Source organism: Streptosporangium sp. NPDC049046 (assembly GCF_040649155.1).
Classification (GTDB): domain Bacteria; phylum Actinomycetota; class Actinomycetes; order Streptosporangiales; family Streptosporangiaceae; genus Streptosporangium.
On record NZ_JBEZEZ010000041.1, the window covers coordinates 1 to 14,611 of the forward strand.

A 14,611-nucleotide genomic window follows, 5' to 3' on the forward strand; every position below is an offset into this window, starting at 1 on the left:
CCGCCGCCTTGTCGTGGGGGGCTGGCCGGCGCTTCTCCCCCGGGCGGGGCCCGCCCCCGGCGCACGCCGGGACCGGCCCTCTCCCCATGTCCGCTCGGGCTCCCCGCGCGCCTCGCTCCTCGCTCCTCGCGTCGGGGCGGAGCACGCTCGGCCCCGGCGGCACTCCCACTCCAGGCCCACTCCAGGCCCACTCCAGGCCCACTCCCCTGGCCGAAGCCGGGACTCCGCGCCCGGCAGCTCCGATCGCGAACGCGCCGGTCGGTCTTTTCCGGTTTCAGACGGCCGCCTCAGCCGCCCAGGTACTCCCCCGCCGCGTCGAGGAGCCAGGCCGCGAGGTAGGCCGCGAAGGACGAGCGTACGAATATGTGGAACTCGTCGTCCCCGCGCGCGGCGAGGACGACCTGGGCTCGGGCGAGCATGGTCTGGGCGCAGCGGCCGGGGCCGAACACGCGAGGGTGCAGGTCGAGGGCGCAGCCGTGGGAGAGCAGGTCACGGGCCCTGGGACCGGCCACGAGCAGTACGGTCCGCTGGGCGGAGACGTCGGTGACGGCGGCGTGACCGGTTCCGGCCGCGGCTCGCAGCCGGGTCTCCAGACCCGTGTCGCCCGCGGGCCCGACGACGAGCCACTCGTCGGGACCGAGCCACAACACCAGGGTGTCGCTCCCGGCCGTACCGGACGGCGGCACATCGTGTCCGACGCTCGCGAAGGTGCCCGGCTCGACGGGGAGCGGGACGCCGAGGGCGGCGAGGGCGCCGGCGACGCCAGTCGCGGTGCCGCTCCCCGGCTCCACCCGCAGGTCGATCTGGGTGAGGAACGGCAGCTCCGCGATGCGGAGGTCCTGGCTCGACACCGGTTCCAGCCGGGCGAGCGGGCTCAACCGCCCGGTCGGTGGCTCAGCCATCGCGGCGCGCTCCCTCGGGGTCGTAGAGGACGTGGTGGGTGACGGTGACGGGCAGCAGCTCCCCTGCGACGGGCACGTACAGCCGCTCGCCGACGCGTTCGCGCCCGCCGCTGACGAGGGCGAGGGCGAAGGTCCTGCCGAGCGCGGCGCTGCGGTAGCTGGAGGTGACGTGGCCGAGCGTGGGGACCGGCGGCTCGGGCAGCCGGTCGAAGGCCACCAGGTGGGAGCCCTCGGGCAGCAGGAGGTCCGGGTCGAGCGGCAGCAGGCCGACCAGGTGCTTGCGGTCGGGCCTGGCGGTGTCGGCGCGGGAGAAGGAACGCTTCCCGAGGAAGTCGGCCTTCTTCTTGGACACCACCCACTCCATGCCGAGGTCGGCGGGGGTGACCGTGCCGTCGGTGTCCTGCCCCACGATGGGGTAGCCCTTCTCGGCCCGCAGCACGTGCATCGTCTCGGTCCCGTACGGGGTGACCGCCCCGGTGGCCTGGAGCGCCTCCCACAGGGCGAGCCCGTCCCAGGCGCTGACGTTGATCTCGTACGCCAGCTCACCGGAGAAGCTGATCCGGCACACCCGCGCGTCCATGCCCGCCACCCGGCCGTCACGCCACGTCATGAACGGGAAGCTCGCGTTGTCCACGGCGAGGTCGGGGGCGAGTGCTGCGAGCACCTCGCGGGAGCGCGGCCCGGCGAGCGCGACCGTCGCCCACTGCTCGGTGACCGAGGTGCAGTAGACCCGCAGCGACGGCCATTCCGTCTGCAGCCACTCCTCCATCCAGTCGAGGACGGCCGCGGCGTTGCCGGTGGTGGTCGTCACCAGGAAACGGTTCTCGGCCAGGCGGATCACCGTACCGTCGTCGAAGACCATCCCGTCGGGGCGGCACATCACGCCGTAGCGGATCGAGCCGACCTTGAGGGTGCTCATCAGGTTGGTGTAGAGCCGGTCGAGCAGCTGCGCGGCGTCCGGCCCCTGAATGTCGATCTTGCCGAGTGTGGAGGCGTCCATCGCTCCGGCCGCCTCCCGCACGGCCCGGCACTCGCGCAGGACGGCGGCCTCCATGTCCTCGCCCTCGCGTGGGTAGTACCAGGGCCGCTTCCACTGGCCGACGTTCTCGAACGGCGCTCCGTGGGCCACGTGCCACTCGTGCAGCGCGGTGACCCGGACGGGATCGTGCAGCGCTCCCCTGTCGCGCCCGGCGAGGGTCGCGAAGGAGACGGGCACGTAGGGCGCGCGGAAGGTGGTGGTGCCCAGCTCCGAGACGTCCACGCCAAGGAGGTGGGCGACGACACCGCTGGTGAGCACCCCTGAGGTCTTTCCCTGGTCGTGCGCGGTTCCCGCGGTGGTGTAACGCTTGACGTGCTCGACCGAACGGAGCCCGGCCCCGGTGGCGCGCATGATGTCGGCGACGGTGACGTCGCGCTGCAGGTCGACGAAGTGGGTCCGGTAGTCGTCGGCGGGGACGAGCCACACGTGCTCGGGAAGGGCTCCGCCCAGTGTCTCGTCGGCTGTCTCGTCGGCTGTCTCCCGGAGGTTCGAGAACGCCTGCGTGTCCCGCGCTCCCCCGGCCCCCGCGGCCTCCGTCGCCTCCCGGGCGGACGCGTGGGGGACGGTCGGGAGGGCACCGAAACCGGCCGCCTCGGCGGCCCGCGCTCCGGCGGCGGCGCCGTCCTCCAGGCAGGAGGCGAGGGTGCGGAGCCCTCGGGCGGCCCCGGCCACCTCGACGGCCTGACGGCAGGTTCCGGGGACGAAGGAGCCGAGCGCCTCGTCGTAGCGAAGTGTCCCCGACGCCTGGCTGAACAGGTGGACGGCGGGGTTCCATCCGCCCGAGACGAGCAACAGGTCGGCTTCGATCTCGCGTCCGCCGGAGGTGTCCGCCTCGGACGCGTTCGTCCCGGAAGCGGACGCCTCTGGGGCGACACCTCCGGGCGCGGCGGACCCGGACGCGGTGATCCCAGAGGTGACGGCCTCTGACGTGTTCGTCCCGGCAGCGGCTCCGGAAGGCGTGCCGGCCTCGGCGGGTCTTTTCGAGACGGTCACGGAGGTGACGCCGTGTTCGCCGTTCACACGGGTGACGACGTGACCGGTGAGCACCTCGGCACCTCCGAGGCCCCCGGCGAGGTCCCCCGCGTCCGTGCCGTCCACGTCGTCCGGACCGCTCAAATCATCCGGGCCGCCCCGCCCCGCCACCCCGCCGGGGCCGTTCCGGCTCGGGTCGGCGGCGGGGCGCGTGTCCACGACGGCGGCGATCTCGACGCCCGCGGCGGCCAGGTCGCGGGCCGCGGCGTAGGCGCTGTCCCCGGTGGTGAAGACCACCGCGCGGCGGCCGGGCAGGACCCCGTACCGGTTGACGTAGGCGCGCGCCGAACCGGCGAGCATCACACCCGGCAGGTCGTTGCCCGCGAAGGCGATCGAACGCTCGTGCGCGCCCGTGGCGAGCACGACGCGGCGGGCCCGGACGCGCCAGACGCGCGTCCGGGAGGAGGCGTTCTCCCCCCTGCGTTCCACGGCGACCAGGTAGTTGTCGTCGTAGTAGCCGAACACGCTGGTACGGGTGAGCACCCGCACCTCGGGACGGGCCTCCAGCTCGGCCAGCGCGGTGGCGGCCCAGGTCGCGCCCGGGAGGCCGTCGACGTTCTCGCCGGTGTCGGGCAGGCTTCCACCCGGCGAGGGACGGTCGTCGGCGAGGATCACCCGGGCGCCCGAGGTGGCCGCCGCGGCCGCCGCCGCGAGGCCCGCCGGCCCCGCGCCGACCACCAGGACGTCGCAGTGCGCGTACACGCCGTCGTGGCGCGCCGGGTCGGGTTCGGCGGCGAGCCTGCCCCTGCCCGGCAGGCCGGTGGCCACCAGTCCCGCGTACAGCTCGACGACGGTGGCCTGGAGCATCGGCTCGGGGAAGGGGTGCTCGATCTGGACGACGGCGTTGGGCTCCTCGGTCCAGGCGGCGAAGATCCCGCGAGGGCGGCCGAGCGCGACGCTCGTCGCGACCGTACGGACGCCGTTGGCGAGCAACGCGGCGGCGAGCGTGTCGCCCCGGTACCCCTCGTAGTCGCGGCCGTCGAACCGGAACGGCAGTGTCCCCCCGCGATAGCCCGCCCGGCGGAACGGCTGCTCGCTCACCGGCTCACCGGCCCCGGCTCGCCCACCCGGTAGACGGCGTGGAACTCGTTGGTGGCGGTGTCGCGGACCGCGTTGAACCAGCGGCGGCATCCGGCCACGTGGTACCAGCGCTCCGCGAAGGGCCCCTTGGGGTTGTCGCGGAAGAACAGGTATCTCGCCCACTCCTCGTCGGAGAGCGCGGCGGGGTCGTCGGGGTAGACGACATGGGCCTGCCCGCCGTAGTGGAACTCGGCCTCGTCCCGTGGCCCGCACCACGGACAGGGGATCAGCAGCATCGGTCGGGCTCCTTCAGTGGGCCACCGCGGCGGCGCCGTGCTCGTCCACGAGCGCGCCGGTGGTGAATCGTTCGAGTGTGAAGGCGGCGTTGAGGGGGTGCGGCTCGTCGTGGGCGATCGTGTGCGCGTAGCACCATCCGACGCCCGGGGTGGCCTTGAAGCCGCCGGTCCCCCATCCGCAGTTGACGTAGAGGCGGTCGACGGGGGTGAGCCCGACGACGGGCGAGGCGTCGGGGGTGACGTCGACGATCCCTCCCCAGGTGCGCAGCACGTGGGCCCGCGCGAAGACGGGGAACAGCTCGAGCGCCGCCGCCATCTGCCGCTCGATGATGTGGAACGCGCCGCGCTGCCGGTAGGAGTTGTAGGCGTCGATGCCCGCCCCCATGACCAGCTCGCCCTTGTGCGCCTGGCTGACGTAGACGTGCACCGCGTTGGACATGACCACCGTGGGGTGTACGGGCTCCAGCAGCTCCGAGACCAGGGCCTGCAGCGGGTGGCTCTGCACCGGCAGCTCCACCCCCGCCATCCGGCCGACGACCGAGGAGTGTCCCGCCGCGCACATCGCGACCCTGCCCGCGGCGATGCGACCCCTGGTGGTGCGTACGGCCTCCGCCCGCCCGTCCACGACGTCGATGCCGGTGACCTCGCAGTGCTCGATCAGGTCGACGCCCATCGCGGCGGCGGCGCGGGCGAACCCCCACGCCACGTAGTCGTGCTTGGCGATTCCCGCGCGCGGCTGGTATGTGGCGCCGAGGACCGGGTAGCGGGTGCCGGGCGAGACGTCGACGATCGGGCAGACCTCCTTCACCTCCTCGGGGCCGAGCCATTCGGCGTCGACGCCGTTGAGGCGGTTGGCGTTGACCCGGCGGACGCCCTCCCTGACGTCCTGCAGGCTGTGCGCGAGATTGAGCACGCCGCGCTGGCTGAACAGGAGGGGATAGCCGAGGTCCTCCTCCAGCCCTTCCCACAGCTTCAGCGAGTGCTCGTAGATGCCCGCGCTCTCGTCCCACAAGTAGTTGGACCGGATGATGGTGGTGTTGCGGGCCATGTTGCCGCCGGCCAGCCAGCCCTTCTCCAGCACGGCCACGTTCGTGATCCCGTGGTTCCTGGCCAGGTAGTAGGCGGTGGCCAGGCCGTGGCCTCCGCCGCCGACGATCACCACGTCGTAGGAGGGCTTCGGCTCGGGAGCACTCCACAGCCGGTCGGGGTGCTCGGGGAGCTCCTCGGTGCTCATCGTTTTCCTTTCGGCGTGGAGTCCTCCGCCTTCATGCACGGCAAGGAAGTCGACGTCGTCCCTTCTCGGTCCCTCGGGCGAGCCCGCACGCGGGCGGGTTCGGGCCTCGCGGAGTTCACGGGCATCCCCTTCGTTCCCGGTGCCCGGTCAGCCACGCAGGCGCTCCATCGCCGGGTCGTAGAGCGGCTCCTCGGCGACGACGGCGGGCACCCGCTTGTCGAAGTAGCCGATGTGCAGCTCTCTCCCAGGCACGGACAGCTCGGCGGGCAGCCAGGCGTAGGCGATGTTCTTGCCGATCGTGTGGCCGTAGGCGGCGCTGGTGACGTATCCGGCGCGGGACGCGCCGTCGTACACCGGCTCCTTGCCCATCACGACGGCGGCGGGGTCGTCGACGGTGAGGCAGGTCAGCCTGCGCCGGGGGGTGGTGCCGCGCTCGGCGAGGGCCGCGCGGCCGATGAAGTCGCCCCGGTCGGCCTTGCGCACGGCGAAGCCGAGGCCCGCCTCGTACGGGTCGTGCTCGTAGGTCATGTCGGTGCCGAAGGAGCGGTAGCCCTTCTCCAGCCGCAGGCTGTTGAAGGCGCCGCGGCCCGCCGCGATGATCCCGTGCTCCTGGCCCGCCTCCCAGAGGGTGTCCCACAGCTTCGCGCCCATGTCGGCCGTCGTGTAGAGCTCCCAGCCCAACTCCCCGATGTAGGAGAGCCGCAGCGCGGTGACGGGCACGGCGCCGACGTACGCCCGCGCGGCACGGAAGTAGCGGAAACCGCCGGGGCCGAAGGCGGGCCCGGCGAGCGGGGCGACGACCTCGCGGGCCAGGGGACCCCAGACGCCGACGCAGCAGGTTCCCGGCGTGATGTCGGTGACGGTGACCGACCCGTCGGCGGGCAGGTGACGGCGCAGCCAGTCGAGGTCGAGGTTGCCGTTGGCGCCGACCTGGAACAGGTCGCGGCCCAGCCGGGCGACGGTGATGTCGCTGCGGATGCCGCCGTCGTGGTCGAGCAGCAGGCAGTACGTGACCGAGCCGACGGACTTGTCGACGTCGCCCGTGGAGATCCGCTGTAGAAAGGCGGCGGCACCGCGGCCCGCGACCTCGATCCGCTTGAGCGCGCTCATGTCGTAGAGGGCGACGGCCTCGCGTGAGACCTGGGCCTCCGCGCCGACGATCGGCGACCAGTGGCGGGCGGCCCACTCGTTGGGGCGGGGGATGTCACGGCCGTCGAGCAGAGGCGCGTTGGCTCCGTACCACTGGGGCCGCTCCCAGCCGGCGGCCTCGAGGAAGTAGGCGTCCAGCTCGCGCTGGCGGGCGTGGAAGGGGCTGGTGCGCAGCGGGCGCAGGTTCTCCGCCGGTTGGAGCGGGTGGATGATGTCGTAGACCTCGACGAAGTTCTGGCAGTCGCGGGTGCGGACGTACTCGGGGGCCAGCTGGTGGGCCTCGAACCGGTTGACGTCGCACTCGTGCAGGTCGAAGGAGGAACAGTGACCGTCGGCCAGCCACTCGGCCATGGCACGGCCCACTCCCGCCGAGTGGGTGACCCACACGGCCTCGGCCACCCAGAAGCCCTCCACCTCGCGTGACCGTCCGAGCAGCGGCATGTTGTCGGTGGTGAAGGAGAACAGGCCGTTGATCCCCGCTTCGAGCTCGGCCTTCCCCGTGGCGGGCAGCAGCGCCTTCGTCTCGGCCCAGGCAGGGGCGAAGTCGTCGCCGGTGAACGCCAGCACCGAGGGCATGACCTCTGCGTCGGCGATCGGGAGGATCTCCTCGGCGGTGATCGGCATCGGGCGGTGGCCGTAGTAGCCGACGCCGAGCCGGTCGAAGCGCTCCCGGTAGTACAGGTCGGCGTCCTGGTGACGCAGGATCGGCCGGACGGCCTCGCCGGCCTGTCCGGCGAGCGCGGGGACGGGACCTGTCCAGGCGAACTGGTGGGCGAGGGGGGTGAGCGGCAGCGTCATGCCGACCATGCCCGCGACCTTGGGCCCCCAGATCCCGGCACAGCAGACCACGAGGTCCGCGGGGATCTCGCCCCGGTCGGTGACGACGGCCGCGACCCGGTCGTCCTCGACGCGGATGTCCAGCACCTCGTGCCGGTCGAGGACGCGAACACCGCGTTCCTGCGCGCGCGCGAGCTGGACCTCGACGGCGCGCACGGCTTTGGCCAGGCCGTCGGTGGGGACGAACAGCCCTCCGAGGATCCTGTCCCGGTCCAGCAGGGAGTGGCGCTCCACGCACTCCTCGGGGGTGAGCACGCTCGCCTCGATCCCCCAGGAGGTCGCCCAGCCGTGGCGCCGGTGCAGCTCGGCGAGCCGCTCTGGCGTGGTGGCCACCTCCAGGCCGCCCACCTGAAGGAAGCAGCCGAGGTCGACGAGCTTCTCGACGGTGTAGCGGGCGAGCTCCGCCATGGTCTTGGAGGGGTTGGTCTGGAAGACCAGGCCCGGCGCGTGGGAGGACGATCCCCCGGTGGCGGGCACGGCGCCCTGGTCGACGACGGTGATGTCGTTCCAGCCCCTGGCCGAGAGCTCGTCGGCGAGGGCCGCCCCGACGACCCCGGCTCCGATGATGACGACGCGTCGGCCCGCCATACCCACCTCCGTCGTTGCGCAGTCCGAAACGAAGTGCGCTTCCCGCAACAGATTGTCCTCCCGTCTCCAACACTGTCAAGAACGGACCGGCGGTCGTCCACGGGAAACGGAAGACGCTCATCGCAATGCGCTCGTCTCCAAAGCGCGCCTCGATGCCGGAGGTGCCGTCGGCGTGGACGATCTCGTCCTCGCCGACGGTCGTCCAGGGGTTGGTGTCGACCACCCGTCTGGAGATCTACTCGGCCACGATCCTCACCGTGGCCGATGGAAGGTTCCGGGTAAGCGGACGACCGTAATAAACCGGTCAGTACGGCACGTTTCCCCCAGGGAACATACGTGACACATCACGGTAATGGCTGATCTATAGCGTCACGCGCAATACCGGGTTCCTCAAGGAGCACGTGGTGCGCAAAGTCCTCATCCCCCTCATCTCCCTCTCCCTCTCCTTCACCCTCGTAGCCGTGCAACCCCAGCAGGCCAACGCCAAGGTCAAACTCGATCTTGAGACGTTGACCGGCGCCGAGGCCGTCTCCCTCATGGCCGCCGGCAAGCTGACCTCGGTCGACCTGACCAAGGCGTACATCGACCGGATCACCGCGCTGAACAAGCGCGGGCCCGGCCTTAACGCCGTCACGGACCTCAACCCCAACGCGTTGAGGGAGGCCGAGGCGTACGACCGCCTGCGTAAGAAGGGCAAGTCGCTCGGCCCCGCCATGGGGCTGCCGATCCTGCTCAAGGATCTGATCGACGTCGAGGGCATGCCCACGACGGCGAACAACTGGTCGCTGCGCCGGTCCTTCCCGGCCTCCGACGCCGGCATCACCAAGAAGCTGAAGGAACGCGGCGTCGTGATCCTCGGCAAGGTGGGGCTGTCGGAGTACGCCAACAGCTTCGGCTCGCAGCCCTCCGGGTTCGGCAACTACGGCGGCCAGGTCATCAACGGCATCGACGCCGACCAGAACCCCTCCGGGTCGTCGTCGGGCACCGGCGCGGCCATGGCCGCGGCGCTGTCGACGCTGGGCATCGGGACCGAGACCTCCGGTTCCATCATCTCGCCGTCGAACGCGCAGTCGCTCGTGGGTCTGCGGCCGACCGTGGGTCTCGTGCCCGGTTACGGCATCGCGCCCATCTCGGCCTCGCAGGACATCGCCGGCCCGATGGTCCGCACGGTCTCCGACGCCGCGCTCACACTGGCCTCGATCGCCGGGCCCGACCCGGTGGCCGACGCCGGGTACAAGGCCATGTTCGGCGACGACTACATCGCCAAGGGCATCATCCCGCCGCTCCCCGCGACGCTGCCCGACTACACCAAGGCCATCGATCCCGACTTCGTGCGCGGCAAGAAGATCGGGTACAACGGCACCCTCACCGAGGGCAGTCCGCTCAAGATCGCATACGACGCCCTGACCGCCGCCGGCGCCATCCTGGTGCCCCGCCCGCAGGCGACGATCCCCGCACTGCCCGCGCTGCCCAGCGGCTATGAGCAGCACAAGAGCATCGACTCCTACTACGAGCGGCTCGGCCCGCAGGCGCCGATCAAATCGCTGGTCGAAGAGGTGCAGGTCAACCAGGCCGAAGCTCACCAGGCGCTCAAGTTCGGCAACGTCAACCACCTGAACTCGTCGCAGGCGGACGTGACCCCGGGTGGGGCCAACGAGCAGGCGTACCGGACGAACCTCGCGATCCGTAAGGCCGCCTGGCACAAGGCCATCGACGACATGGTGACGTACACCAACTCGGACCCGGCGCAACCGGCCGACCCGGTGATCGCCATCCTGGGCGGCGCGCCGAGCGCCCCGCAGGCCGGTTACCCGTCGATCACGATCCCGATGGGCTACACCGCGACCCATCGGCGCGCCCAGAACGTGCTGGTCCACGGCAACGCCTACAGCGAGTTCAACCTGCTCGGCGTCGCCTACGTCATCGAGCAGGCCACCAAGCTGCGCCGGCCGGCCAGCCTCGTGAACCCGAGCATGTACCGCTGCGCGAAGACGACCCCGGCTCCGCCGTTCGCCGAGCGCGGCGCCTGCAACCCCGACTACGACGCCGTCCTCAAGGTGACCCACTACGACTCCCGGCCGCTCGGTTTCTCGCTGGAGACCGAGACGGCGCAGAGCCTGATCCAGAAGCTGAACAAGGACGAGGTCTCGGCCGAGGAGCTCACCCGCGCCTACCTCGACCGCATCGCGCTGACCAACGCCGAGGGCCCGGCCACCCAGGCCGTCCGCGAGATCAACACCGACGCGATCAAGGAGGCCCGCAAGCTCGACCAGGAGCGGGGGAAGCACCGCACCGGCAAGCCCACCGGCCCGAACGACAAGCGCCCGCCGCGTCCGGCCCTCTGGGGCCTGCCGGTGCTGGTCAACGACACCATCGACGCCAAGTCGCTGTCGACCACGGGCGGCTCGATCGCCCTCCAGGGTCTCAAGCCGGCCGACGACTCCGCCCTCGTGGCGAAGCTGAAGGCCGCCGGCGCGATCGTGCTCGGCAAGACCAACGTCACCGAGCTGAACGGCGTCTTCGACGCCAACCTGCCGAAGGGCTACTCCTCGCTCGGCGGCCAGGTCCTGCTCCCGAACGACACCGACAAGACCCCGGCGGGTTCGTCGGCCGGCGCCGCGGCGGCCACCGCCTCGGGTCTGGCCGCGATCACGATCGGCATGGAGACCTCACTCGACTCGGCGCAGCTCCTCGCCCCGGCCGACGCGGCCGGTGTGGTGGGACTCAAGCCGACCGTCGGCCTGGTCAGCACGACCGGGGTGCTCCCTGTGGCCAGGTCGCAGGACGCCCCCGGCCCGATCACCCGCAGCGTCGGCGACGCCGCGACGATCCTCAACGTGATCGCCGACCCGGCGAGCCCGGTCGACTACACGAAGGACCTCAAGGCCGACGCCCTCGCCGGCAAGAAGATCGCCGTGGTGTCCAGCACGAGCGCCCCCTACCAGGAGGCGATCGCCAAGCTCCAGGGCCTCGGCGCGACCGTCACCCAGGTCTCGATCGCCACACCGGCCGCGACCGACAGCGTCGTCGCCACCGAGTTCAAGCGTGACCTGAACGCCTACCTCGGCGCGGCCAAGCCCGGCACGACGCTGCAGAGCATCATCGACTACAACAACGCCAACCCGGTCGAGGGCCTGAAGTACCAGCAGGGTCAACTGCTGGCCGCCCAGGCGATCGACCTGTCCGACCCCGCGACGAACGCCAAGTACACGGCCGACCTGGAGGCCGGCAAGGCCGCCAACAAAGCCGTCCTGGACACCGTCCTGAGCGGGTATGACCTGATCCTGGTCCCGAGCGGCAGCAACGTGATCGGCTACGCCGACCGCGCCGGCTACCCCGCGCTCACCATCCCCGCCGGGTATGGCGCGCAGCAGAGCTCGTCGGGCCGCAACCCCATCGGTGTGACGCTGATCGGCGGCGCCTTCTCGGAGGCGAAGCTGCTGGCCGGCGGCTACGCGCTGGAGCAGGCGATCGACGACCGCCTCGCCCCCAGCTACACCAACCCCAGCATGTGGCGCTGCGTCCCGGAGAGCACCTTCTTCACGGGCGAGTTCTGCCTGCCGGGCGACCGCCTGGCCCCTCGTTACAAGGGCTGACCACCGGTTGAAGAGAAGGGCCCGCGGTCTCCCCCGCGGGCCCTTCTCTCGTTGCTGGGGTACGACCTGAGCTGCCCGTCCACTGCCTGACCTGGGCCGGGGTCGGCCCATCGCGAAGGTCTCCGGGTCATCGGGCGGCACCTGGGCCGGGTCGTCGAGGCCGACCTCCACCCCTTCGGCACGGCTGATCTCGGCCACGCTGTGAGCGAGCGCCGACTGCATCCGCACCCCTGGTCGGCCACCGGAACACGGTGGTCACGGAGACGGTCCATCGGAAGCAGATCCGGCCGGTGCTCATGCAAGGCGCCGAGGCCATGGATGACATCTTTGGGAGTTAGTCACTCACGCCCCGTTCCGAAGGTCAGGAACGGGGCGTTTTGGCTGATGGGCACTACTGGGTTCGAACCAGTGACATCTCGCTTGTAAGGCGATCCCAGCAGGGGTGCGACCAGGGCGGATACCGGCCCTGACCTGGGCGTACGGTCCACAGACGTCCACCGTTGTCCAGCCCTGTCCGTGCTTGTTGTCACCCAGTTGGTCACTCACCCCCGTCGTCTTCCTCGGCAAAGTCATCGTCGATCTCAAAGGAAGCGAAGAATGGAAGTTACCGTTCGGCGGACCTCCTTGGAGGTTCGGTGCCGGAACCGAGCGAGACTCCATCTCCGGCAGCCGATCTGCTGGGGACGCGCTTCCTCATGCCTGGCCCTCACAGCTGCGAGTGTAAGCTGGCACACCTCAACGAGCAGGACTGATCCAACCGATCACCCTGCGTCGGGCATTGGGCTAACGTGATATCCATGAAGCGCGTCCAGCAGTACCAAGCCGCCTCCATCGCGGTTCTCGCAGGCTGGCTGGCCGATCATCCCAACGAGGAGATGCGCTGGCGCTTGGTCGCCGAATTCCTGGAGGAGTACCGGCACGAGCCATCTTTGGTCCGGCTCGACCTGCTGTCCCTGGAGCCCTCCAGCGTGGGAGATGCCCACTGGGACGTCTTCCTTGCCGCACTCGCCGAGCATCTCGCCGCCAAAGAAGGCCACGCCGGCCCCTCCTGGACCGAATCACGGCGACTCCACCAGTTCTGGTTCCCGTTCAACACCCCGGCGGCCCGTGTCGACGCATTCGTCCATGCCCCCGCCTCCTTCCGTCGCCGTGGAGTTTTTATCCACCCCCAGGAACTAGAGGTCGCATGAACGACGCCCCTCTTCTCGATCGGGCTGCGATCGAGGACGCGTTCCGGCGTCTCGGTGATCGCCTTGCCCGCCGCGGAGTCATTGCTGATCTTTATATCTTCGGTGGAGCGGCTATGGCATTGGCCTACGACGCCCGCCGGTCCACCCGTGACATCGACGCCGTCTTCGAACCGCACGGGATCGTCCTTGACGAGGCACGCGCGGTCGCATCAGAGCTCGGTCTGCCGTCATGGTGGCTCAACGAGCAGGCCAGTGCCTACGTTGCTCCGGGTGGAGACAGCTCTGCCCGACGCGTCTTCGATCATCCGGGGCTACGTGTGTCCGCGGCATCACCGGAACATCTACTGGCGATGAAAGTTCTGGCTGCCCGCCGAAGGGATATCGGCGACATCCAGGCTCTTGTAGAACGCCTCGCCCTTGGCTCAGCCAATGAGGTCCTCGCCCTGTGTGCGGAGATCTTCCCCGACGAACCCGTCCCCGATCGGGCTCGCCTCATGCTGGAAGACCTGTTCGATGAAGGCTGAACACGCTGGGCTTGATCCGATTTGACGGACCTCTGAGATCAAAGGCTCGCCCCCGGAAGGACGTCCAGAGACCGTCCACCACAAGCAGATCCGCCCGGCGCTCATGCAGAGCGTGGAGGCCGTGAACGTCATCTTCAGGAGTTAGTCACTCACGCCCATGTCTTCCGGGGCGCTGCGAGCAAAGCTTCCCTGTCGGTGAGGGCTGCCATCATCGCACGTAAGTGATCAAGGGAGATGCGGTGACGGACTCGCACGAAGAATTCGACTGGCTTGCAAAGCACGGCCCGTTCTATGACATCTCCTGTGTCACCTTCGTCCGGTCCCTCAGCCCTCGCGAGGCGTTGATGCGTCTCGGCGCGGACAGCAGTGGGATCGAAGAGGCGACCTTTGAAAAGCACCAGGAACGAACGATGGAGTACATCGATTCGGACAGCATGCGCACCAGCTATGTGGGCGCGCTGGAAGTGAGCGGCTGGTCCGTGCTGATCCAGCTCTGGACTGGATCGATCGGCCTTAATGGGCCCCTACTGCGCAGCCTCTCCCAGTCGACCGAGGTCGTGTCGGTCTATCGCAACATCCATGCCTCGGACTATTTCGTCTACGCGGTCGACGGTGAAGAGGTCACCTGCTTCGATCAGTTGGTTCCTGGTACACGCTGGGGCAGTGATCCAGACCGCTTGGTCGGCAAGATGCACGAAGTTGGCCTGTCCTGGAAGGGGCCCGGCATCGATGCCCCCTTCCCACGATCCTTCGCCCTGGCGAAAAAGATCACCAGCCTGTCCTTCTCCGAGGACATGCTGAACACACGACTCCTCGGTGCCGCGGTTCGTGACCAGTGACTGGTTTCGCGCCCATGCGGTCTGCCGAAGGGACAGGCAGAGAGGTCAGACGCTCATCAGGGAGCAAGTCAGCAGCTCACACACTTGGGGAACATCGGCATAGGACTTGAGTCGGGCCAGGATCAAGCGGGCGCGTTGGGTGGTGCGCGCTTACGAGGTCGGCGGGCATGTCCAACATCCGTGACGCCGCGTTCGCCGCCTTTTCGGGCTCATCAGCGTCTGCGAAGGCGATGGCAAGCCAAAACAGGTGAAGCGCGAGTTCCCAGGTCCGCGTGTCGTCGTAGCGTGTCAGAATCTCGCTGACATGGCGAGCGATCACCAAGGCACCGCAGTCCCGAAACCCATCCAAAACCACGAATGGCTCT

At 69.8% G+C, this 14,611-nt stretch carries 10 protein-coding genes; 5 read left to right on the forward strand and 5 right to left on the reverse strand.

Annotated features, from left to right (window positions below; all coding sequences use genetic code 11):
- Positions 1 to 287 precede the first annotated feature (287 nt).
- The 5 genes from AB0B96_RS36635 to AB0B96_RS36655 all read right to left on the reverse strand — a co-directional run bounded on the left by AB0B96_RS36635 (position 288) and on the right by AB0B96_RS36655 (position 8,097).
- Entirely contained in the window at positions 288 to 902 is a 615-nt protein-coding gene (locus AB0B96_RS36635) for a sarcosine oxidase subunit gamma family protein (RefSeq protein ID WP_362906319.1), read from the reverse strand.
- A complete protein-coding gene (locus AB0B96_RS36640) occupies positions 895 to 4,014 on the reverse strand; it encodes a 2Fe-2S iron-sulfur cluster-binding protein (RefSeq protein ID WP_362906321.1) in 3,120 nt (1,039 codons plus the stop codon). The genes AB0B96_RS36635 and AB0B96_RS36640 overlap by 8 nt, the downstream gene beginning before the upstream one ends.
- Positions 4,011 to 4,289: a sarcosine oxidase subunit delta gene (locus AB0B96_RS36645; RefSeq protein ID WP_350946323.1), complete on the reverse strand. Its 279-nt coding sequence runs from the start codon at positions 4,287 to 4,289 to the stop codon at positions 4,011 to 4,013. The genes AB0B96_RS36640 and AB0B96_RS36645 overlap by 4 nt, the downstream gene beginning before the upstream one ends.
- Positions 4,290 to 4,302: 13 nt before the next feature.
- Entirely contained in the window at positions 4,303 to 5,523 is a 1,221-nt protein-coding gene (locus AB0B96_RS36650; RefSeq protein WP_362906323.1) for a sarcosine oxidase subunit beta family protein, read from the reverse strand.
- A 147-nt stretch (positions 5,524 to 5,670) separates the two neighbouring features.
- Positions 5,671 to 8,097: an FAD-dependent oxidoreductase gene (locus tag AB0B96_RS36655; RefSeq protein WP_362906325.1), complete on the reverse strand. Its 2,427-nt coding sequence runs from the start codon at positions 8,095 to 8,097 to the stop codon at positions 5,671 to 5,673.
- A gap of 125 nt (positions 8,098 to 8,222) precedes the next feature.
- Between AB0B96_RS36655 and AB0B96_RS36660 the strand changes: the two genes are divergently transcribed.
- The 5 genes from AB0B96_RS36660 to AB0B96_RS36680 all read left to right on the forward strand — a co-directional run bounded on the left by AB0B96_RS36660 (position 8,223) and on the right by AB0B96_RS36680 (position 14,246).
- Positions 8,223 to 8,393, forward strand: a complete 171-nt coding sequence (locus AB0B96_RS36660; protein ID WP_362906327.1) for a hypothetical protein — start codon at positions 8,223 to 8,225, stop codon at positions 8,391 to 8,393.
- A gap of 108 nt (positions 8,394 to 8,501) precedes the next feature.
- Positions 8,502 to 11,693 carry an amidase family protein gene (locus tag AB0B96_RS36665; protein ID WP_362906329.1) on the forward strand — a complete coding sequence of 1,064 codons (3,192 nt, stop codon included), beginning with the start codon at positions 8,502 to 8,504 and terminating at the stop codon, positions 11,691 to 11,693.
- A gap of 797 nt (positions 11,694 to 12,490) precedes the next feature.
- Positions 12,491 to 12,883, forward strand: a complete 393-nt coding sequence (locus tag AB0B96_RS36670; protein WP_362906331.1) for a hypothetical protein — start codon at positions 12,491 to 12,493, stop codon at positions 12,881 to 12,883.
- Positions 12,880 to 13,407 (forward strand): DUF6036 family nucleotidyltransferase, encoded by a 528-nt coding sequence (locus AB0B96_RS36675; protein WP_362906333.1) that lies wholly within the window; start codon positions 12,880 to 12,882, stop codon positions 13,405 to 13,407. The genes AB0B96_RS36670 and AB0B96_RS36675 overlap by 4 nt, the downstream gene beginning before the upstream one ends.
- A gap of 221 nt (positions 13,408 to 13,628) precedes the next feature.
- On the forward strand, positions 13,629 to 14,246 hold the full coding sequence (locus AB0B96_RS36680; RefSeq protein ID WP_362906335.1) for a DUF6461 domain-containing protein: 618 nt from the start codon (positions 13,629 to 13,631) through the stop codon (positions 14,244 to 14,246).
- Positions 14,247 to 14,611 lie beyond the last annotated feature (365 nt).

Excerpts from the sequence above, each read along its gene's own strand:
- AB0B96_RS36660 (WP_362906327.1), top strand. The coding sequence starts at position 8,223 with ATGCGCTCGTCTCCAAAGCGCGCCTCGATGCCGGAGGTGCCGTCGGCG.
- AB0B96_RS36635 (WP_362906319.1), bottom strand. The coding sequence starts at position 902 with ATGGCTGAGCCACCGACCGGGCGGTTGAGCCCGCTCGCCCGGCTGGAA.
- AB0B96_RS36650 (WP_362906323.1), bottom strand. The coding sequence starts at position 5,523 with ATGAGCACCGAGGAGCTCCCCGAGCACCCCGACCGGCTGTGGAGTGCT.
- AB0B96_RS36670 (WP_362906331.1), top strand. The coding sequence starts at position 12,491 with ATGAAGCGCGTCCAGCAGTACCAAGCCGCCTCCATCGCGGTTCTCGCA.
- AB0B96_RS36655 (WP_362906325.1), bottom strand. The coding sequence starts at position 8,097 with ATGGCGGGCCGACGCGTCGTCATCATCGGAGCCGGGGTCGTCGGGGCG.
- AB0B96_RS36645 (WP_350946323.1), bottom strand. The coding sequence starts at position 4,289 with ATGCTGCTGATCCCCTGTCCGTGGTGCGGGCCACGGGACGAGGCCGAG.
- AB0B96_RS36675 (WP_362906333.1), top strand. The coding sequence starts at position 12,880 with ATGAACGACGCCCCTCTTCTCGATCGGGCTGCGATCGAGGACGCGTTC.